19 protein-coding genes and 1 pseudogene are annotated in these 21,118 nt (G+C 54.1%); 12 read left to right on the forward strand and 8 right to left on the reverse strand.

Translation table 11 applies throughout. From position 1 onward, the window contains the following. Positions 1 to 248: transposase (locus CCB157_RS10860; protein ID WP_193432242.1), on the reverse strand; the 248-nt coding region annotated here is incomplete at its 3' end. A 428-nt stretch (positions 249 to 676) separates the two neighbouring features. On the opposite strand from CCB157_RS10860, the gene CCB157_RS10865 reads away from it, so the two are divergent. The 4 genes from CCB157_RS10865 to CCB157_RS10890 all read left to right on the forward strand — a co-directional run bounded on the left by CCB157_RS10865 (position 677) and on the right by CCB157_RS10890 (position 5,305). After that, positions 677 to 934 carry a transcriptional regulator SplA domain-containing protein gene (locus CCB157_RS10865; RefSeq protein WP_439951320.1) on the forward strand — a complete coding sequence of 86 codons (258 nt, stop codon included), beginning with the start codon at positions 677 to 679 and terminating at the stop codon, positions 932 to 934. After that, positions 927 to 1,955, forward strand: a complete 1,029-nt coding sequence (gene splB / locus CCB157_RS10870) for a spore photoproduct lyase (protein ID WP_077615917.1) — start codon at positions 927 to 929, stop codon at positions 1,953 to 1,955. Before CCB157_RS10865 ends, splB begins: the two co-directional genes overlap by 8 nt. Positions 1,956 to 2,280: 325 nt before the next feature. After that, complete coding sequence (locus tag CCB157_RS10875) at positions 2,281 to 3,513, forward strand: aminopeptidase (RefSeq protein WP_077615918.1); 1,233 nt, start codon at positions 2,281 to 2,283, stop codon at positions 3,511 to 3,513. Positions 3,514 to 4,744: 1,231 nt separating this feature from the next. Continuing rightward, positions 4,745 to 5,305, forward strand: coding sequence for a competence protein ComK (locus tag CCB157_RS10890; RefSeq protein ID WP_238594676.1), 561 nt, complete (start codon positions 4,745 to 4,747; stop codon positions 5,303 to 5,305). Positions 5,306 to 5,907: 602 nt separating this feature from the next. Here CCB157_RS10890 and proC read toward each other — a convergent pair. Next, positions 5,908 to 6,732, reverse strand: coding sequence for a pyrroline-5-carboxylate reductase (gene proC, locus CCB157_RS10900; RefSeq protein WP_077615923.1), 825 nt, complete (start codon positions 6,730 to 6,732; stop codon positions 5,908 to 5,910). Between the two features lie 409 nt (positions 6,733 to 7,141). On the opposite strand from proC, the gene CCB157_RS10905 reads away from it, so the two are divergent. From CCB157_RS10905 to CCB157_RS10920, 4 genes are all read left to right on the forward strand, one after another. After that, a complete protein-coding gene (locus CCB157_RS10905; protein ID WP_238594671.1) occupies positions 7,142 to 7,984 on the forward strand; it encodes an SDR family oxidoreductase in 843 nt (280 codons plus the stop codon). A gap of 79 nt (positions 7,985 to 8,063) precedes the next feature. After that, positions 8,064 to 8,708, forward strand: a complete 645-nt coding sequence (locus CCB157_RS10910; protein ID WP_077615925.1) for an NHL repeat-containing protein — start codon at positions 8,064 to 8,066, stop codon at positions 8,706 to 8,708. Between the two features lie 732 nt (positions 8,709 to 9,440). After that, the gene (locus CCB157_RS10915) at positions 9,441 to 10,706 is read left to right on the forward strand and encodes a metal-dependent hydrolase family protein (RefSeq protein WP_077615926.1); all 1,266 of its coding nucleotides are present in this window, start codon (positions 9,441 to 9,443) and stop codon (positions 10,704 to 10,706) included. A 273-nt stretch (positions 10,707 to 10,979) separates the two neighbouring features. Further along, on the forward strand, positions 10,980 to 12,155 hold the full coding sequence (locus CCB157_RS10920; protein ID WP_077615927.1) for a hypothetical protein: 1,176 nt from the start codon (positions 10,980 to 10,982) through the stop codon (positions 12,153 to 12,155). Between the two features lie 190 nt (positions 12,156 to 12,345). Here the strand turns inward: CCB157_RS10920 and CCB157_RS10925 are convergent, their stop codons facing one another. After that, on the reverse strand, positions 12,346 to 12,747 hold the full coding sequence (locus CCB157_RS10925; protein ID WP_077615928.1) for a DUF488 domain-containing protein: 402 nt from the start codon (positions 12,745 to 12,747) through the stop codon (positions 12,346 to 12,348). Between CCB157_RS10925 and CCB157_RS10930 the strand changes: the two genes are divergently transcribed. Beyond that, complete coding sequence (locus CCB157_RS10930) at positions 12,730 to 13,062, forward strand: hypothetical protein (RefSeq protein ID WP_143287013.1); 333 nt, start codon at positions 12,730 to 12,732, stop codon at positions 13,060 to 13,062. The two genes, CCB157_RS10925 and CCB157_RS10930, sit on opposite strands and share 18 nt — an antisense overlap. A gap of 101 nt (positions 13,063 to 13,163) precedes the next feature. Here CCB157_RS10930 and CCB157_RS10935 read toward each other — a convergent pair whose 3' ends face one another. Continuing rightward, positions 13,164 to 13,712, reverse strand: coding sequence for a dihydrofolate reductase family protein (locus tag CCB157_RS10935; RefSeq protein WP_077615930.1), 549 nt, complete (start codon positions 13,710 to 13,712; stop codon positions 13,164 to 13,166). A 566-nt stretch (positions 13,713 to 14,278) separates the two neighbouring features. On the opposite strand from CCB157_RS10935, the gene CCB157_RS10940 reads away from it, so the two are divergent. Then, a complete protein-coding gene (locus CCB157_RS10940) occupies positions 14,279 to 15,253 on the forward strand; it encodes a glycoside hydrolase 5 family protein (RefSeq protein WP_077615931.1) in 975 nt (324 codons plus the stop codon). A 493-nt stretch (positions 15,254 to 15,746) separates the two neighbouring features. Continuing rightward, on the forward strand, positions 15,747 to 16,202 hold the full coding sequence (locus tag CCB157_RS10945) for a DUF2269 family protein (protein ID WP_077615968.1): 456 nt from the start codon (positions 15,747 to 15,749) through the stop codon (positions 16,200 to 16,202). Between the two features lie 163 nt (positions 16,203 to 16,365). Here the strand turns inward: CCB157_RS10945 and CCB157_RS10950 are convergent, their stop codons facing one another. Next, the gene (locus CCB157_RS10950) at positions 16,366 to 17,043 is read right to left on the reverse strand and encodes a peroxiredoxin (protein ID WP_439951321.1); all 678 of its coding nucleotides are present in this window, start codon (positions 17,041 to 17,043) and stop codon (positions 16,366 to 16,368) included. 281 nt (positions 17,044 to 17,324) lie between these two features. On the opposite strand from CCB157_RS10950, the gene CCB157_RS10955 reads away from it, so the two are divergent. Then, positions 17,325 to 18,056: a hypothetical protein gene (locus CCB157_RS10955; RefSeq protein ID WP_143287014.1), complete on the forward strand. Its 732-nt coding sequence runs from the start codon at positions 17,325 to 17,327 to the stop codon at positions 18,054 to 18,056. 343 nt (positions 18,057 to 18,399) lie between these two features. Here CCB157_RS10955 and CCB157_RS10960 read toward each other — a convergent pair whose 3' ends face one another. From CCB157_RS10960 to CCB157_RS18365, 3 genes and pseudogenes are all read right to left on the reverse strand, one after another. Then, positions 18,400 to 19,545 (reverse strand): S1C family serine protease, encoded by a 1,146-nt coding sequence (locus CCB157_RS10960; protein WP_077615933.1) that lies wholly within the window; start codon positions 19,543 to 19,545, stop codon positions 18,400 to 18,402. A 10-nt stretch (positions 19,546 to 19,555) separates the two neighbouring features. Continuing rightward, the gene (locus CCB157_RS10965; RefSeq protein ID WP_238594673.1) at positions 19,556 to 20,596 is read right to left on the reverse strand and encodes an FxLYD domain-containing protein; all 1,041 of its coding nucleotides are present in this window, start codon (positions 20,594 to 20,596) and stop codon (positions 19,556 to 19,558) included. A 33-nt stretch (positions 20,597 to 20,629) separates the two neighbouring features. After that, positions 20,630 to 20,695: pseudogene (locus tag CCB157_RS18365) on the reverse strand (zinc-ribbon domain-containing protein); the annotation flags it as partial. Positions 20,696 to 21,118: the final 423 nt, after the last annotated feature.

Genomic DNA, 21,118 nt, shown 5'->3' on the forward strand with positions numbered 1-21,118 from the left:
CCATCCCTTGTCCGCGGCACGCGCAAGGTCAACCGTCCCACCCGAGTCGTCAATTGCCGGGGATAAGACCCGTTTCGATAGCCTTTTCGCTCCTCTGTGCGCTCATAACGGCCGGCGCCAAGTTGATCCGTTAACTGGGCTTCAAGGATTTGATTCAAGACCTGTTCCAACAGTTTGGCCAGTCCTTGATCTTGCGACAAGAACCCGTGCAGGATTTCATCGCTTATTGTAATATTGTATTGAGCCATAGTTGCTTTCCTCCTTTTTGTTTTTTGTTTTGGTCAATGTCCATTCTATCAAAGGGAAAGCAACGTGGCTCTTTTTACATTTCCTTTTTACACAATTTTACGGACTCAACTTAATGGAATGAATCGGGAAATTTCCGGCCCATTACGGCCGAGATGTCCTCAATCATATTCTTTAACAACAAGGGATAAAAGTGGCCGGTCTCATCTTATCGCCTCAACTTTTCTGTAGTCTGAAAATCATGATAGCCCGGGCGCGGTCGAGCCCTGCCAGACGATTAGCCGCCTTTAAACGAAGCTCCGGTTCGTCATGACCATGCCGGCTTTTTTGCGCCGGTAAACGGTCAGAACCCGAACGCGCTGCAAAGAATGAATCCGGCATCGATTGGGAAAAAGAGGGGTAAACGCGCCAACAAGAGGTGAACAGGATCGTGCATGGGAATGAAGCGTACCGGCCAGGAGAGATCGTTTATGTCATGATTCGGAATCCGCACGCCCAGGATGTCGCCAATATACAGGCGGCTGCCGTTGTGGAACATCCCGGCGAGCCTGGGCGGCTGTGCCTTTTCATCTATGAGACGTATTACCCGCTCGATGATGAGATTGCCGTGTTCAAAACCGAAGAAGAAGCCGAGGCGGCATACCGTTATTATTTCGGCGGCGCAAGTGAGGATACGTTTTATGGTTAAGCCGTTCGTTCCCCAGCTTGTCTACGTTGAACCGCGCGCCTTGGACTATCCGCTTGGGCGCAAGCTCGCCCGTCGTTTCCAGGATATGGGCATCGAAATCCGCGAAACGACTTCCCACAACCAAATTCGTAATTTTCCCGGGGAAAATCATTTTCAACGCTACCGTCTCGCGAAGTCAACGCTCGTCATCGGCGTCAGGAAGACGCTGAAATTCGATACGTCCAAGCCTTCGGCCGAGTATGCGATCCCGTTTGCCACCGGCTGCATGGGCCATTGCCATTACTGCTATTTGCAAACGACCATGGGATCCAAACCGTACATCCGCACCTACGTGAATGTCGAAGAAATCCTGGACGCGGCCGAAGCGTACATGAGGGAACGTGCCCCGGAAATCACCCGCTTTGAGGCATCGTGCACGTCGGACATCGTCGGCATCGACCACCTGACCCACACGCTCAAACACGCCATTGAATATTTCGGCCAGTCGACATATGGGAGGCTTCGCTTCGTCACGAAATTCGCCCACGTGGATCATCTGTTGGATGCGCGCCATAACGGGAAGTCGCGCTTCCGCTTCAGCGTGAACGACGATTACGTTATCAAATTTTTTGAGCCCGGCACTTCTCGGCTTGACGAACGAATTGAAGCCGCAGTAAAGGTGGCGGAGGCAGGTTATCCTCTCGGCTTCATCGTCGCGCCGATCTATCTCCATGAAGGCTGGAAGGCGGGCTACCGGGAAATGTTTGAAAAACTGGAAGCGACGCTGCCCGCTCACGCGAGAAAAGATTTGACGTTTGAATTCATCCAACACCGTTTTACGAAGCCGGCCAAACGCGTCATTCAAAAAAACTACCCGATGACGAAGCTGGAACTGAATGAATCGCGACGCATGTGGAAGTGGGGGCGTTACGGCATCGGCAAATACGTCTATAAAACCGAAGAACAAGAAGAAATCAAAGACACACTTAAACGCTACTTAAAAACATATTTTCCCGAAGCGCGTCTGGACTATTTTACTTGATCAAAACGCGCGACATCCCGCTCCTTCGGGGGAGTTTAACCTGTAAAGAGCCGCTCGGAAATCGTTACTCTCATCATTTTATGGTACGGTATGAAAGGATGGGGGACGGTCGCCTTTCATGACACCGGTTTTCCGAGGCTCGGCGGTTTAAGGACAGAAGCAGCCTAAAAACGGGATGACGGAAAAGGTGTGTACGTCAGATTATGAACCGAAAGATGAAGACTGCGGTGACCACGGTCCCATCCCGCCGTCCTCCCGATTGTCTAAAACTTTCCTCACTTTCCATAACTAAAGTGGTAAAATAGAAAGAAAACGGAGGGATTTTATGACGGACTTTGAACAAAAATTAGAAAAATATGCGGAACTCGCCGTCAAAATCGGGGTGAACGTGCAAAAAGGGCAGACGCTCGTCGTCAACGCACCGGTGGTGGCGGTCGATTTTGTGCGCAAAGTGACGCGGATCGCCTATGAAGCCGGAGCGAAAAACGTCTATCATCGTTGGACGGACAATCTGCTCACGCTGACGAAATTCCAACTGGCTCCGGATGAAGCGCTTCAGGAATTTCCGAAGTGGGAAGCCGACGGCCTGGAACAATTGGCCAAAGAAGGGGCGGCGTTTCTCGACATCACGACGCCGCAACTCGACTTGCTGAAGGATATCGATCCGGAAAGAATCGCCCTGAGCAACAAAACCGTCTCGCAAGCGCTTCACACCTATCGCAACTATCGCATGGCCGACAAGGTGAGCTGGTCGATTCTCGCTTATCCGACGGAGGAATGGGCGAAAAAAGTGTTTCCTGAAACCGAGGGGCAGGAGGCCCTAGAGAAGCTTTGGGAACAAGTCTTCAAGCTGACGCGCATCGACCGCGAAGATCCGGTCGCCGCCTGGAAAGAGCATCAGAGGAATTTGTCCGAGAAAGTGCGCTATTTGAACGAGAAAAAATACAAAAAGCTCCATTACCGCGCGCCGGGAACCGATTTGACGATTGAGTTTCCCGACGGTTACATATGGGCGGGAGGCGCGTCCAAAAACGAAGCGGGCGCGGACTTTTTTGCGAATATCCCGACGGAAGAAGTGTTCACGCTTCCGCTTAAGACCGGCGTGAACGGCACCGTCAAAAGCACGAAACCATTGAACTACGGAGGCAAGCTGATCGAAGGGTTATCGTTTGTATTTAAGGACGGGAAAATCGTCGATTTCAGTGCCGAACAAGGCTATGATACGGTGAAAAAATTGCTCGACACCGACGAAGGCTCGCGTTATTTGGGCGAAGTCGCGCTCGTCCCGTACAATTCGCCGATTTCCGAATCGGGTTTGATTTTCTTCAACACGCTGTTCGACGAAAACGCATCCTGCCACCTCGCCATCGGCGCGGCCTATCCGACGTGCTTGGAAGGCGGCGAAAAGTTGACGCGGGAAGAGCTCGAAGCGCGCGGCGTCAACTCGAGCTTGACGCATGTCGATTTTATGATCGGCTCTCCCGAACTGGAAATCGACGGCGAAACCCGCTCCGGCGAACGGGAACCGGTCTTCCGCAACGGCGTTTGGGCGTTTTGACGCCAAACGCAGGAGCTTTCGTTTCCGCGCGGGAGATTCAGGGATCCGGACCATCGCAAAAACGGCCGGCCATTCCATATGGATGGCCGGTCTATTTTTTCGGCGCGGGGACCATCAGCAAACCATGGTTGAATTCCGCAAAAGCGCAAAAAGGCCAAGTAAATGTCGAAAAAGTTGCAATATAGGCATCTAAAGGTTATAATGGATTTAAATAACATTATTTTTTAAATTTAACCAACGGAGGGGGCGATCGGTTGGCCCTTCGGCTTACCATTTTGGTAAAACGGTTTCGCTTGCGGCGTTTTGCTTCCGATCAAAAGGACGACAATGCTTTTCCATCATACCTGATTCATTTCAAGTCAACAGGTCCCTTCCATCACCGCACTTCATTGTATTTACCCTTCTCACATCAAGAGGACATCCCGGATTTTTCTTTTTGCTTGGTTGCAAGAGGAACGACGGAAAAATGAAAATCCCTTCCGCAATGAAACGGCATGCACCGCTCATAGATGTTCATGGATGACGCGGGCGTGTAAAGGAACCGTTTAAACCGCGTCCCATGGCCGGCACATGGCGACGCTTTTTTTATGGTTGTTCGTGTCTCATTGGGGCATAGCGGTTTTGTGGCAGCCGTTTGCCTGCCAAACCAAAATATACGGGACATCGGCGGGGCTATCATCGCGTTGTCCGGCCGTTTCAGCGCTTTATGGCTTCTGGATCGCCTCTTTTGCAACACATGTGTGTGGCGGACGGGGCCTTAGGCGGAGGCTGGGGCCTGCTCCATCCGGTTCATGTCCGTCAGCGAGGGGGATTGGCAAACCGCCTTGTAAGTGAAAGGGGTGAGGGCGATGTGAAACGATGGATGCACAAGAAAATCCCTTAAGCGAAGGCCTGGTCAGCGTGCGCTTAAGGGATTAGGTAAGTTGGGCATCCCAACTTTAATGAAAATTATACCTTGTATGATAAATCGGTTGCAATGTCCGTTTTTTTCCAGATAACGTGCAAAAGGGCTGCTTTCCTTTAAAAATCATCGCTATAGAGGTGAATTCATATCACCTGCGAGAATGCGGGAACGGCGGCTTGAAGCGGCCGTGTGAAATGCAGCCGGAAACGATCAAGGAGCGGATTACGGTTGGGATGCCCGTCCAATGGGAGAAGGTTCCTTCATCATCAGAGGTGGAAGTGAGAAAACCGTTTAGTTTCTAAAAGGGAGGCGAACTGATTGGAAACGGTGCAAGAATACATCATTCAGCCGTTGACGATGGCGCTTCTGCCGATGGACGGGCCGTATGGCGAATGGTGGACGATTGTCGTAGAAAAGACGGGCATCGTTGTGGTTCAAAAAAAGCCGTTGGATATCATCGATGATTCCTGCGGATATTTTGGGCACAGTTTTTCCGGCGCCAAACAAGGGGCGTGGGCGGTGACGGGCATCACGCGCATGCCGCCGCTCGCCGTATCTTCTGAACTGGATTTGATCATCTTCCCGCTCGCCTCGCCGGAAAATCGCGATTGTTCTTGGCTCGTTCACCTCAATGTTGAAAGCTGGGGCGAGGCGGGCCGCAATGCGACCGTCGTGCGCTTCAGCAACTATCAAACCTTTACTTTCGATATCAGTTATACCGCTTTTGAAATTAAAGCGTGCCGCGCCGCCCAATACCGTTGCTTGTTGCGGGAACATACCGCCCGCTATCAAATTTCGCGCCCGCCGGCAGCGGGAGAGCGGCTGCCGGATTTGCACGCTTTGATCCGGAAAAAGGACAACGGGACGTATCAAATCATTCGCGCGTGACTTCGCAGCCAAGATCGAATCCATCCAAGGAATGCAGACCAAGCGGTTCCGGCCGTCGTTCATATCGGCAGTCACCAATCGCCCTTTTGTCAACATCAAACGTACATTGTTCGGAAGCGACGGAACAGATGGCTAATGATATGTCGATGTCGCAGGCGGGGAGGAGTAGGATCAGGCCAATGGAGTAAATGTCGTTTGCGTCTATCCAAGCGCCCCCGCGCATCCCTTCAACCCCTGCGGTCAAAGTGTCTTCGGCCCGTTTTTTACCCGAACGCCGACAACGAAGACATTTATGACATCATCGGCATAGAGTCTTTGGAAGCGATGATCTCCGAATGGCTCGGATGATCACGCGCCCCGTTCCCCCGGCGCTATCAGCATCCAGGATGCATCGAAAAGGGTGACACGGCCGCCGCGCATGCGCTGTCGGCTTTACCGAATTTTGTGTGTCCTTAATCGGCACCTTGATCGCAGAACGAACGATCCCCCGCATCGCGCAAGCGGTGCGGGGGTCTGCCTTTAGAAGGGGAAATCCGAGGGTTGCCGTGTTTGGCGGGCGGTGTGGCAGTCCTTGGGTAACCGATTTGAGGGGGCCGGAAAGCTCACGCCCGCGTTTCGTATTGCTCGGCGAGTTCCGCCGAGCGGACCATGGCGCGGCGGATGCAGGCGCAAAGCGCTTCCTTTGTTTTGTATTGTTCGAGAACTTCCAAGCCCGCTTGCGTTGTGCCGCCGGGGCTCGTAACTTGCCGCCGCAATTCGGACGTTTCGGCGCCGGACGTTTTCAACATGCCGACGGCGCCGGCCAGCGTTTGCAGGATGAGTTCGCGTGCGATGTCCGGTTTCAGCCCTGCTTCTTTAGCCGCCGCTTCCAAAGCTTCCGCAAAATAATAAACGTACGCCGGTCCGCTGCCCGAAAGCGCCGTGACGGCATGAAGCTCGTGTTCGCTGACGACGGCGGTGGTGCCGATCGCTTTAAAGAGGCGTTCGACTTGGGACAAATGGTCTTTTGTCGCGTAGCGGCCGGCCGCTATCGCGGTCGCCGATTGGCCGATGGCGGCCGACGTATTGGGCATCGCACGGACGACGGGAATTTTGATGCCGAGCGCGCGGGCGATCGAATCGGTTGTGATCCCGGCCATCACCGACACGATGATGTGCTCCGATCTTACGTAGGGTTTGATGGCTTCCAGCGCCTCGCGGGCATCCTTGGGTTTGACCGACAGAAGGACGAGGCCGGCGCCTGAAAGAGCTTCTCCTTTATCCCGCGTCACGCGGACGCCGTATAATGTTCGGAAACGCTCCAGGCGTTCGCGATTTTCCTTGTTGTTGACCCAGATGTGTTTAGGTTGGAAAATCCCTTTGGAAATCAAGCCGGAGACGATCGCCTCCGCCATGGCCCCGGCGCCGATGAAAGCGATGTGTCGCATGACCTTTGCCTCCTTTCGAAATAAAAAACCATTCCGCCCTCTGCAAAAGGACGGAATGGTTGAATTCCGCGGTACCACCTTTATTGGCATCGCCGTTAGCGTGCCCGCTCTGATCCGATAACGCGGATGCGGCCGGTTTTTGCCCGGCGACTTCGAGGTGGGTCCGATCCGCTCTGATGGGCGTGGAACCTTGCAGCCTGAGGATTCCACTCTCTGGTGCCCGGGCGTCGATCGGTTGGCCTCTTCATCGTCGCTCCCGTTATTTTTTTAGTATTATGCGGCGGCCGCTCGGAAATGTCAATACCCTGTTTTAATACGTTTTCACGTATGCATCTATTAGTAACACTATTTTAAATACTCCCCATTCATGGTACCATTGTTCCAAGTCTATGGGAGGGGAGGGGACGAAGTGGACAAAACACGGCGGCGCACGGCACTGGTCACCGGGGCGTCCGGCGGATTTGGACGCCTGATCTGCCTTGAACTCGCCCGAAAAGGCTTTTATGTCATCGGCACCATTCGCGATGAGACGAAGAAAGGCGCTTTGCTGGAAGCGGCGAAACATCTGGGCGTCGGCGAGCGCGTGGAGACCGTGCCGTTGGACGTCACGCGCGAGGATGCCGGCGCCATCGTCGCCGCGGTGATGAAGAAAATCGGCACCCTCGATGTGCTCGTAAACAACGCGGGCTACGCGTCCGGCGGTTTCACCGAAGACATCCCGATGGATGAATGGATCAAACAGTTTGAGACCAATGTTTTCGGGCTGATCCGCGTCACAAAGGCGGTCTTGCCGTACATGCGGGAAGCGGGAAGAGGCACGATTATCAATATGAGCAGCATCAGCGGGCGCATCGCGTTTCCCGGCCTCGGACCTTATGCGGCGTCCAAGTTTGCGGTGGAAGGATTCAGCGAAGCGTTGCGGTTGGAAATGCAACCTTACGGCGTTCACGTTGTCCTCGTTGAACCGGGCTCTTATAAAACGGAGATTTGGGCGAAAGGGTTGGCGGCCTTCCGCGCCGATCCCGACTCACCGTACGGCGACAAAGCCGAACGCCTGTTAGAGATGGTTCGGCATACAGCCAACACCGCCGGTCCTCCCGAGGAGGTGGCCAAAATCGTGGTGCGCATTGCCTTGGAGGAAAAGCCTCGCTTCCGCTATCCCATCGGCCGCGGCGTAAAAACGGCTCTTATGTTGAAACGCATTCTGCCTTGGCGGTGGATCGAACGGGCGATCTTAAAGAGAATGCCGTGAAGCCGGCGATTTCGTTTTGATGGAAAAAGTTCCGTCAGCTTACAAGAACGCCGGATGCATGGCGTGAAGAGGGAGAGACATGATGGGGTTCAAAATGGTCGCGAATCTGCTTTCCCCCGGCCGCCATTTATGCGGTTTGGCCTGGGACGGCGAAACGTTGTGGCATTCAGACGGAACGACGAATCGCCTCTACCGCATCGATCCGGGTGACGGGACGGTATTGGGGTCCATACCGTGTGAACGCGTTCGCACGTGCCTCTCCATTGACGAAGAGGGAAGACTCTGGCAGATTGCCGGGAACCCGAAACGAATCCGGGTGCTGGATCCATTGGATGGGCGAATGGTGCGGGAAATTCCATTCGATGATGACGCCGAGTCGGTTTGCGCTCTATATGTCGGTTCAAGCTCTTATTGGCTCGGCTCGAAAACGACGGGGCGGGTGGAAGAACGGGATATCAACACGCGCGCCGTCCTCCAGGCTTATCAAACAGATGGCTCCGTCCACGGCATCGCCCTCGTGGATCGGGTCATCTGGTATACGGACTTTCCGGCCAGCGCGTTGGTCGCGTTTGACCTGGAGCGCCGGACGGAGGTGGCGCGATATCCGTTGCCCGGCCAGCCGACGGGCTTGTGTTGGGATGGCGGCCGATTATGGTATTGCGATTACACGAATAAACGCATCACGGCGGTTGAGGTCGACTTGGCCTCCCGCCATGTCCGTTAACCATCAGGGTGGCGCTCACTCCGGTTTGTACAATAAAATATTCGCTTTAGTGACCGACTGGATGTGGCCGGAGAAAATCACGAGAATCGAAAGGGAAGCAAAGCGGCAAACTTTGCTTCCCTTTCGATTTTTTCTTTAGTCAATCCATGGCCATTTTTCAACGCATTGTGGCGACGCCGCTTGGTCGGCAAAAGAAGGCTTGTATGAGAAACAGTGGGCCTCACCGAGCTTCGCCATCGCATTTTTGACCGTGAAATCGTCGAGGGTTTTTCTATTGGAAGACACCAAATTGAGTAAGGACAGCGATGAGTAAGCCGGATGACGACATGATATCCCTTTCAAGTTTCCTCTTTCCAACCCATCCAACTGGTCTGTATCCATCAATCTTTTGTACTATTTTTTCTTTAAAGTTCGGATTCGCGATTTGCCGCATCCAGCGCGGATGATATCGCTTACAAACATTTTCTTTATTAAAAACTTTGGCAAAAAACAGCCTGTTCAAACATTGAAGGCTGTGCTAGAATCCTAAAATTACAAAGACCAATAACTTCGGAGGTGATGGCACGGCTGCGCAATTGACGCGAACCGACGGAAACGTGCGCCGGGACGAAGGCGGGTGCGCTCGCGAAAAGCTTTGCGGCAGGTGCGGCCTCCCGAAACAAAGCGGTCATTAATCGTTTTTGAAGCCGTTGTGCCTTGGCGAAATTTTTGAATCAAGGAGAGGGATCAGTCATGGCGTACAAGTTGATTAAAAACGGAACCTTGATCGATGGAACGGGAGCGGATCCGGTCAAGGACGCGGCCGTTTTGATTGAAGACGACCGAATCGTGGCCGCGGGCCCGAAAGCCGCCGTGCCGGTTCCGGAAGGGCAAGCCGAAGAGATCGATGCCGGCGGCGGTTTCATCCTGCCGGGATTCATCGATGCCCACGTGCACTTGATGATGGAAGTAGAACGATTGGAAGACCGTTTGACGACCCCGTTCTCCTATAACTTTTATAAGGCGGTGCAGTACATGCGCCGGACGCTTGATGCGGGGATCACGACCGTCCGCGACGCGGGCGGGGCGGATGCCGGCGTGAAAAAAGCCGTGGAAGACGGGCTTGTGGCCGGCCCGCGCATGCAGATCAGCATCACGGCGCTCACGATCACCGGCGGGCATGGCGACAGTTGGATGCGTTCGGGCATCGATTTAAATCTCGGCGGGTATCCCGGCAGTCCGGACGGCATTTGCAACGGTGTCGAGGAAGTGCGGAAAAAAGTGCGGGAAGTGTTGCGCGCCGGGGCGGACATCATTAAAGTCCACGCGACCGGAGGGGTGTTGAGCCCGACGGATCATCCGGAATTCACTCAGTTCAGCCGCGAAGAGTTGGAAGTGATGGTTCAGGAAGCGCGTTACCGCCGCGGTCTGAAGGTCATGGCGCATGCCCAAGGGGCGGAGGGAATTAAAAACGCGGTGAAAGCCGGCATCCATTCCATCGAGCACGGCATCTTTCTTGACGACGAGGCGATCGAGCTCATGCTTGAGCGCGGCACCTATCTCGTACCGACGTTGCTCGCGCCGGTCGCCGTTTTGAAAGCGGCGGAAAAGAACGATTCCATGCCCGCTTACGGCGTGCAAAAATGCCGGGAAGTCGTGGAGATTCATAAAGAGAGCATTACAAAAGCATATAAGGCCGGCGTGAAAATCGCGATGGGGACCGACGCCGGGGTCATGCCCCACGGCACCAATCTCCGCGAACTCGGTTTGATGTGCGACATTGGGATGTCGCCGATGGAAGCGATTGTTGCGACGACGAAAACCGCCGCCGAATGCCTGGGCTGGGACGATAAAATCGGCACCGTCGAACCGGGCAAGTTCGCCGATCTCGTCATTGCGAAGACCGATCCGATCGCCGACATTCGTTCGTTGGAAAACACCGATAACATCGTCGTGGTCATCAAGGGCGGGACAGCCGTAAAAGACATCCGCGCGAAAGTGGCCGCCGCCCATTACTGACCGTTTGGAAAATGGAGAGAAAGCAAGAAAGCGGGTCTGTCCCGCATGGGATGAAAAGCCATGCCGAAGCGGCGGGGGCTTACAGTCGCCCATATGAATGGAGCCAAGCGGATCGGCAGCGCAGCGGCGGTCGTTTATTCATTTTAGTTGGAGATGGGGAGTTCCGCTTCGCCGCCCGATAGACGCATTGCAGGGACCCGATGGCCCGATTCACCTTTTATGAAAGCCATGCAAGTGATTTCATTTTGAAAAAAGATTTTGGGGGAGGTTCTCATGTTCAGCGAACCCGTTGTTGCTTCGCTGCTCTTGCTCGTCCTGTTGGTCGCCAGTGAAGTCGTCTCCATCCTGACGCGGGCGCGCGTACCGATGTTGCTCGTCGTTTTGTTGGGATATTTGCTTTTGATTTGGACCGGCGTGTTTCCGAAAAACATCGTGGAAAAGTCGACGCTCGCCACTTTCGGTTCCTTGATGATCGCGCCATTGATCGTCCATATGGGCACGCTTGTCCCGCTCAAAATCATTAAGGCGCAGATCCGGGCGGTGGCGATCGCGCTTTCCGGCGTGATTGCGGCCAGCATCTTGATTTTGTTGATCGTCACGCCGATTTTCGACTACGGTACGGCGGTTGCGGGGACGGGCCCTTTAACCGGAGGCACGATCGCATATCTGATTACGGCAGGCAAGCTGCAAAACGTTGGGTTGGAAACGCTCGTTCCTGTCGCGGCGCTGATTTTGTCTATACAAGGTTTGATCGGCATGCCGCTCGCTTCCTTTTTTCTCCGCCGCCACGCGTCGTCTGTAAAGAAGGCGTTAGCTTCCAAAACGCATCAGGAAATCGCGGCGACCGCTGAAGCGGAAGCGGCGCCCGCGCCCGAACGGAAGGGCTGGATTCCGGAACGGTTTCAAACGCAAACGGTGTATCTCTTGCAAATTTTTCTCGGCGGGACGTTTGCCGTTCTGCTCGGCAAATGGACGGGGATCAGTTACAGCATCTGGGCGCTTCTCATCGGCTTGGTCGGCGCCTTGGTCGGTTTTTACCGCGACAGAATGTTGGAACGCGCCAACTCGTTCGGCATTGCCATGGCCGCTTTGATTTTCTTAACCATGGCTTCGATGAACAACGTGACCGTCCAAATGTTCGTCCAGACGTTGCCGAGGGTGTTGGTCATCATGTTCGTCGGGGTCGTCGGTCTCTTGGTCGGCGGTTACTTCGCCTCCAAGGCCCTGAGATGGAACCCGAATAAAGGGGTAGCCGTCGCTTTGACCGCCCTGTTCGGGTTTCCGGGCGACTATTTGCTGTGCGAAGAAGTGAGCCGCAGCGTGGCCGATAACGAGGAAGAAAGGAAAAACATCTTTGACGAAATCCTGACGCCCATGCTTGTCGGGGGATTTACGACCGTCACCATCGCGTCGGTCGTCATCGCCAGCATTTTGGTAAAGACGATTTAGCCGGATTGGCGCGGCGCTCAGCGTTTGGCAGGTCGTGGAGAGAAACGGAAATGGTCTTTATCCTTTCATTATCATTCGGGCCGCACCCCGTTATCGGGTGCGGCCCTTCGCGCGATGAGCGGATGGCGTTTACGCGGCACCGTTGCTGGAGCCGGTGCAAGTTCCTAGTAATCGAGGAAAGTGCCGTGACTTATTGATCCGCCGCATGTTTTCTATGGTTTCTGCGCTTGAGCCATCGTTCCAGAACAACGGCGTGGTTGTGCACCGGATCCTTTGCGGCGTAAAGCAACGTGACGGTTTTTTCGCTCGCCAAATCGCGAATTTGATCGGCGAGCGCAAGACTCATCGGATTTTCATCCAATTCTCGCTCATACAGGGTTTGGAATTCCTCGAACCGTTCCGGACGGTGGCCGAACCATTTGCGCAGTTCGGGACTCGGAGCGATATCTTTCATCCAATCGTCGACCGCGGCCCGTTCTTTGGATATGCCGCGCGGCCAAAGCCGGTCAACGAGGATGCGAACGCCGTCATCGGGGGAAGGCGGTTCGTAAATGCGCTTGACTTGGATGTTGGAATGTTTGACTTCAGTCATTTGGCGATCCTCCTGGAAACAACAGCTGCTTGTTATTTAAAGGGTGCTGAATCAAAACAATCCATTGCCCTAAAAAACGTTTTGCGCATCAGCCGATCAATGACTTTCTTTCACGGTAAGAACTACGCTAGGTTAATTATAGCGCAAGAAATCGCTGCGGCGGTCGACGGCTGGGATCGTACGGTTACCGCTTTCTGCACTCGGCGCGTGGGTAAAAGGAAAGCTCCATTATCGGGCGGTACAGTTTATCAGGGGGCGATTAACAACCTCCTCGGAGCCAAAAGTGGAAAGAGCCGGTTCGTGTTTTGCCTTTAAGGGTTTGACACGCGTGCGGATGACATTTGATTGATGCGGACTTCCTTTTGAGACGCGAAAAAACGACTCATCGCTTGGCTCTGTCTTTCGACGTTTGTGCCTTATCCCTCTTCCTTCCGGTAGATCAGGACGGCGACGCCTGAACGGAACGTCTTCGTTTCGACGAGTTTCAGAGACCGTCTCACAAGCCCGTCCTTAAAGAGTTTCTTTCCGGTCCCCACGATGACGGGGAAGACCATGAGCCGATATTCGTCGATAAGACCGGACGGATGCAGTTCGTTGACGAGGTCGGCGCTGCCGAAAATCAAGATATCCTTTCCGGGCTTTTCTTTTAATTTCGCCACTTCTTCGCAGACGTTTCCCTTGATCAGATGCGAAGGGGCCCACGCCGCATCATTCAAGGTTTTTGATACGACATACTTCGGATAGTTGTTCATCCTCTCCGCGTATTCGCCGCCTGCTTCGGTCATGTTCGGCCAGGCCGCGGCGAAGCCTTCATAAGTGACCCGCCCCAAAAGAAGGGCATCGGCGGCCTTCAGTTCATCAAATTTGAATTGTTGCTGTTCTTCCGTGTTAAACGGCCACGTCCAGTCCGGATTTTCCATCACACCATCCAGTGAAACGAACTCCGACATCACAAGCTTTCTCATCGTTTCAGCTCCTCATGTTTAATTTCCATCCCTATTTAATGAAACCGGACCGAAGAAACGTGTCCGGACGGGCACCGATCGGATTATCGTGTTGGCGGGTGCCCTTTTCCCGTGAAGTTCCCGCGGCCGTTTCCGGGACAGCGTCGCCGTGAATCTCCGTGAGGAAGATCAAACATGCCAAGGATGCACGAATTCTCTAACAATAATAGTGTACCCTAGAAACGGTGAAAACAGGGACACTCATTTAACGAAAGAACCGTTTGGTTGAAGCGCAATTGATCTTTTCGCTCATTCTCCAATAAAAGTTTAAATAAAGCGTTGAAGGAATAGGCGGCTTCTCGGCGTCCAAACATGACGAAACCGCGCTAAGAAGAGCCGATGCGTGTTAAAATAGGGGAAGCTCATTAAAATACCGAAGCGGATTGGGATCAAAAGAAGGATCTGACCTCCGTGCGGGGACGCGATGTGGAAGCCAAGCGGAATCGCCGGTCGGGATGATCCAATGCTTGCCGATTCAGTGAGCAAGAGTTTGACCCCATTAAGGCCGATCATTTGGAGGGATAGCGATGAGCATGACCGGGTTGACGTTCGGCATTTATCCGTTGGGCGTGGCGGGCACTCCCACCGGATTGGCCGTGGGCCCCAAAGATGATTACGAAAAAATCCAACAAGCGTTGCAGGCATTGAAAGGCGAAGGCAAGACGCTCTTGGTACGGACTTATATCGTCTACATGGGCGAGGATACCGTAGAAAAAATGTTGGCGGCGGCAGAGCGTTATGCCCGTGCCGGACTTCTGGGGGATTTGACCATCGGCGTTCACGGTTCGAATTCGGATCTGAAGGGTTGGCTCGCCTTCGTCCGCACGATCGTCCGGGAATATGGTGCTGAGTTGGCGTCGCTTCAGATCACGAACGAACCGAATCTGTCGTTCATGGAGGGCGCAAACCCGAACATCCGTAAAGTCTTGGTCGAGGGCGTGATCACCGCCAAGGAGGAAGCGCGCGCCGGCAATCTTCACGTGAAAATCGGATTCGGTTCGGTTCCGGATTCCGAGCACGCCGTTCCGCATTTTTGGGAAGACCTCGCCGAAACCGGTGGAAACACTTTCGTCGAATCGGTGGATTATGTGGCGCATAATTTTTATGTCGACATGTTCGAAGCGCCTCTCCCGGTGGCTGAAATTCCGGTGACCGTCGAACGCACGTTGCGCAAACTGCGTGAGGAACATCTCGCAGCCGCGGGCATTCCGCCGGCCGTTCCGATACGCATCGGCGAGAACGGCTGGCCGACCGGCAGACATCCTTTAACGGGCGAGTTGCGAACCGGTGAGCGGCAGGCGGAAGTGCTGGAGGCCGTCATCCGGTCTGTCCATCGCCTTCGCGGGGAGTTGAATATTACGCATTATTCCTTGTTCGGCTTGCGCGACGCCGACAGCTCTAAAGACGATATTTTTCATCAGTTCGGTATCATGCGCGACGATTACACACCGAAACCGGCGTTTTATAAGTACCAAAACTTGATCAAGGAGCTCGGCGTTTGATCAATGCGGGATCAACTTTTCTCCGGTTTTTCGGGAGAAAAGTTGATCTCGTTATTTTTTAGCCGAGCCATGTTTCCTCCCGACCGAAAAACGGTCACCGTGCGAAACGGTGTTCATACCATCAGCGCCGACTGCTTTTTCGGCGCTTTTTTCTTCTCTTGGACATCATAATCCTGGCATCAAGTAGACGCTCTGAATCGATGCGGTCCGGAAGGCGGATGTCCGATCGGATGAGGGGGGAGGCTAAAAAGAAAGACAGGCCTAGCTCAAGGTTGCCGTCTAACGCCGGAATGTGCCATTGACGAGGGAGAGGCTTGACTGCTTCAGACGTCGCCCCGTTTCATTTTTTTGTCGAAAAGCCTTTCCGGCCGGTAAAAGAGGCTAGCTTTGGCGGGTAGACATTTCATGAAGGTTTCATAGTTGTCTCGGCAAACGGACGGCGGAAAAAGGTATGATATGAAGTGGACATAAGGTCATGAAAGGCGGGTTTGAAATGGTGACTCTTTATAAATGCCTCGTTTTCATCCATGTTTTTTCGGCCATATTGGGGATCGGCCCGGGTTTCGTTCTCGTCAGCATCGCCAAATCGGCGAAAACCATGACGGAGCTCAGGCATGCGTACGCGTTGAAGCGCCGCCTGCATAATTATGTCATGATCGGCGGGACGCTGCTCCTCGTGACGGGATTGTCGATGGGTGCGCTCAATCCGGCGCTTTTCCATGCGGGATGGTATGTGACGAGTCTCGCGCTGTTCATCGTCACGTTGATCATGGGGCCGACGGTGCTCGTTCCGGATACGAAGCCGATCAAAGCGTTGCTCGCCGAATATGACGGGGACGACATCCCCGAAGAATATCACCGTTTGGCGAGGCGGCTTTATCGCCATGAAAACATTCTGAGCCTCATTTTCGTTATTATCATCTCTTTGATGATCTTGAAGCCGTTTTAACGGAAAACGACCGGGCGCCGGGTCGGCGAGGCAATCGAATTATAATTAATTGACATGCGCACACAACATTCGACGACAAAAAAGCCATCTCCCTGACGGAAGGGAGATGGCTTTTTCATATGAATGGGGAGGTTCCTTTCATGCTTTGGATCGAGAAGTGATGTTATGAATGACGACCGTCGTCTTTAAAGCGCAAGTACCAGCTCTTGTAGTCGAGCCCTTTGGCTTTCGCCTCTTCTTCGTTTTCGATGGCGCCGCTCGTCGGCGTCACGGGCACGATCACGGGATCGCCGGGTTGCCAGTCGGCCGGCGTGGTGTATCCCGTCGTATCGGTCGTTTGCAGGGAATCGATCACCCGCAGAATTTCCGGAATGTTCCGCCCGGCGCTCATCGGATAATAAATCACGGCGCGCAAAATGCCTTTGTCGTCAATGATGTAGACGGCGCGGATGGTGGACGTGTTCGATGCGGCCGGATGTATCATGCCGTACAAGCGGGACACTTTCAGGTCCAAGTCCGCAATGAGCGGGAAATTGATTTTGACATCAAAAATCCGTTCAATGTCGCGAATCCATGCCCAATGGGCCGGAACGCTGTCCACGGACAAGCCGATCAATTGAGCGTTTCGCTTTTCAAATTCTTCCTGGTATTTGGCAAAGCCGCCGATCTCCGTCGTGCAAACGGGCGTGAAATCGCCGGGGTGAGAGAAGAGCACGACGTATTTGCCCCTGTAATCGCTCAATTTGATCGGACCGTGCGTCGACTGTGCTTCGAAATCGGGAGCGGGCTCGTTCAACAGCGGCATCGATACTCTTTCTTCCGTTCCGGACAAGCTGGACACCTCCATAATTTTAAAATAGACTAATTCCATAAAAATACTTGGAATTAGAGGATATTTGTGTTTTATTATACACGGTCTTTATGATAATATCTACAAAAAAACGAAACTTTTGACGGCGAGCGTCATTGGCCGGAAGAAACGGATCGCCGAGCGTTTCCGCAACCCCGCACCTGAGCGTTCCCCCGCTTATGCCATGTTTGCCGATAACGAGAATCGTAAAAAATGAAGCTGTCGGATGGTTGCTGCTCATCCACCGAAATGAGGAGGGAGTGAGTTTCTGTATGAGATTATGGAGAGCGATGTCGATCATGGTGTTGGCTGCGGCAGGCCTGTTTTTCGTATGGGATCATGGCCGCGCCGATACCGCTTCTTCGTCCGCCGCGCTCAGCAATGAGGCATCCAAACAATTGGCGCGAACGGCGGAAGGGCTCGGGATCAATCCGGAGGGCAAAACCTCGGACGCCCTGATTTCCGCCATCCATGAAAAGGTGCTTGAGCGGTTGAAGGCGCAAGCGGATAGGTTCGGCATCCCGGCCGACGGAAAAGATGAGAAGGCGCTCTTTTCGGCCGTACAAGAAGCCAAGCACGCCCGCCTGGTTGAGAAAGCGAAAAGGTTCGGCATCGATCCTGCGGGCAAAAGCGATGAAGAGTTAAAGGCCGCGCTGTCCGAGAAGAGAAAAGCAAGGCTGATCGAAAAGGCCAAGGCGCTCGGCATCCGCACCGAAGGCAAATCACCGGCCGAATTGAGGCGCGAAGTCCATCAAACGCTTAAGGCTAAACACGAGGAACATATGCGCGATTTTGCGGAAAAGCTCGGCATTGACGTGAAAGGAAAATCTCCCGAAGAGCTGCGAACGGCGATCCGGGAAAAATTGAAGGAAAGAATGCATGAAAAATTGATCAGGCGGGCCGAAGCGCTCGGGATTCCCACCGAGGGGAAATCGGACGAGAAGTTGCGAAAAGAAATTGAGGCGAAGCAAAAAGAAAAAACGTCCGACCGCACGGCGCCTTGAGGTCGAAGCGCCGTTTCCAAAAGGCCGGAATCGGTGAACGCCTTGGGTTTAATGGCGACGCCGCAGGTGGGCGGCACGATCGTGCGTCTGAGTGTGCGCCAACCCATCGCGGCTTCGGGTAGGCTTGGCGGATGCGCCGCCCGTTTTTTCGCCGCGTGTCGGAATTGCCCGTCGCCGCGGCGGTTGTAGCCAAAGATGGAAACAACGCATGCGCTGCTTTTTAATGCTCAATAGAAGACAGCGGCGGCCCGTTTCCTTTTAAGGAGCGGGCCGCCGGCCGTGCGGGCGATCGGTCAGCGGCGCGATTCACAGCGCGCGCCCGGATCGCCCATTTTTCGTTCGCTTATTTTTTGGCCTTTTCCTGTCGACCGGACAGCAGTTTCAATTGATCGTTTTCATAGCCGACGGCGTAGACCGCTTGATATTTCGTTTTCACGACGCGCCCCTTATCTGCCTGTTCTTCGGCGATGACCGTTGCTGTTACCGATGCGCGCCCGTCTTCGGCGGGAGCGCTTTTTATTGCTTGGACGCGGATATCGAGTGTCTTCATATAGCCGTTGCGGAACGTTTGATACGGCGTTTTCTCTTGCCAGTCGCTGCCGAGAAGCGCGTAAGCCGTGACGTAATCGTGGGCGGCGAGGCTTTCATAAAAATAGTTGACGACATATTTCGCGTTGGCCAACAGGCTTCCGTCCGCTCCGGCCGCCGTTCCGTTGATGCCGTCGACGGCTTGCGGATGCGCCGACCACGCTTTGATTTGGCCGATGCAATCGGCGAGCGGCAGGCTGAAACCGATTTTGCCGTCGTCCGTGCCCGCCGAGTTGATGGCAATCGCACGGCCGTTTTTTTTCAACAGCAAAGGCCCGCCGCTGTTTCCGTGGGTGATCGGCGCGGTGATTTGGTACATGTTTTTATAGGTGTACGGATCCAGACGAAACGCGCGGTTCGTGCCGCTGATCATGCCCGTGGATACGCTGTTTTGCAGCCCGAGGGGGCTGCCGATCGCGATCACTTCGTCTCCGATGTCAGCGGTTCCGGCGGTGTCGATTTTAAGGGGCGGTTCGCCGGCGAGCGGCGGGACGCGGACGACGGCGACGTCCATGGAATCTCCGATGCCGATGACGGTGCCATCGTAGTTTTTGGCCTCCGACGTTTTTACCGTGACCGTTTTGGCGCCGGCGACGACGTGCGCGTTCGTGATGACGTCGCCTTGGTCGTTGTAGAGAAACCCCGAACCGATGCGTTCCTCATTTCCGGTCATGACGATGATTTGCACGACGCTCTTTTGGCTTTCGTGAATGATGGTTTTCAAACTTTGTTTCGCTGTTTGTGACGGTTTCGAAGCGCCGACCCATTCGGCCAAACCGGAAGCTTTGGAGACGCGCGCACCGTCGAAGCGGTCATTCAGCCAAGAAAAAGCTAACCCCCCGGCAATGAGAAGAATGACGGCCGTGAACCATGGGAGCAGCCTGAGCGGTTTTGGGCGCATGAGAATCCTCCTATTCGTTCAAATACCATTTGAAACCGGTGACCTTCACGGTTTTCGGGCCGTTCGCCATGAGGTGCGTGTAGGAAAACGTGCCTTTGTCACCGGGATTCAGCGTGTCGGGTGTGACATAGACTTCGTTTCGCGTGTAAAGATGGCCGTCTTTATCATACAATTCGTAGCGTACCGATACGGTGGAAATCGGCACCGTTGCCGTGCTCTTGACGGTTCCTTTAATCGTCAAGTCGCCGTATTTGTTTAAGACCGGTTGGACGTCGATGAGCTCGACGGCGTCCGTCGAGTTGTGGTCGTATTCGCTTTGGGCGGCGGCGAGAGCGGCTTGCATGCGCTCTTGTTCTTGCTTTTCATAAGCGGCTTTCGCTTTTTTAATCGCCATCTTTAATGCGAGCAGTTTCCCGTTTTGAGGAGCGTATTGCAAACCGTCTTCCACCTTTTGCAAGGCATCGGAAAATTGCTTCTCGTTCAACGCTCGGGTCGCGTCGGCGTAAGCGATCGCGATGATTTGTTTGCGGATTTCATCGGCGATTTGTTTGGCTTCGGGGACGCCGAGCGATTCGGCGCGGCGGAGGATCGGTGCGAGTTCGTCCATGCGCGTTTTGCCTTTCATTTCTTCGTGGAGCTGGCCGACCGTCGCGGTGATTCGGGCATTGGAAATGGATTCAAGCAGTTGATTGACGAGGTTGCCGCGATAGTTTTGCAAATGGCGTTCCGTCTGATCGATGCGCTTGAGCGCGTCATCATACTTGTGCGCGTTTTCTAAACGTTTGGCCGCGGCGAGATCTTTTTGAATCGTTTCGCCGATCCGGACGATCTTCAAATCCAGTTGCGCGCCCGGAAAATTCGGCCGTTTTTTCAACGCGCTTTGGAAAAGGGCTTCGGCATCCTGATAACGGCCTTTCAACGCGAGGGCCTCGCCTTTTTTCACATCCCGGAGGGCGGCCTTCGTGACGGCGCGTTCATAAACGTATTTTCCGGCGAGGGCCGCCGCCACCGCGATCAACACGGCGAGCGGCAGCAGCCACATGCGCCGCATTGGACCGCCTTCCGCTTTCGTCCGGGTCAATCGTTTTCCGCAAGACGGGCAGAACCGCGCGCCGTCAAGGGCCTCGGTTCCGCAATGTGGACAGAGCATAGAGTGATCACCTGCAGATTAAAAAATGAAGAATCATGGCATGTGGAGCGGTGTGCCAGTCTTGAAAACTACAAAAATCGACACCTTACCCCCAGTGTGCCACAAGTCGGACGGAAAGGAAACAATGATCCGAGCCGGGTGCCGCGACATAAGTTGTTAAAAAACGGGTCACATCCGGCACGGAGTGAACGGCCAACCTCAAGGGCGGTTCGTCCAACGCATCGGCCTCTCTTGTTTCCTATTAAATTCATTCGTTGCATGCGTTTAAAGATTGCACGCGTGGGACGAATTCTCGCAAACAAGCGGAAAATAACGGCCGTGGGCGATGGGTGGGTAGGAGAAAGCCTTGCGGCGTCTTTTGCAGGCGGGTCGGCAGAAACGGTATGTTTACGTTCCCGTTGGCCGTTGCGATGGGTGTTTGGC

Origin of the sequence: Caenibacillus caldisaponilyticus, assembly GCF_002003465.1 — a bacterium.
In the GTDB taxonomy this organism is placed as follows: Bacteria; Bacillota; Bacilli; order Bacillales; family Sporolactobacillaceae; genus Caenibacillus; species Caenibacillus caldisaponilyticus.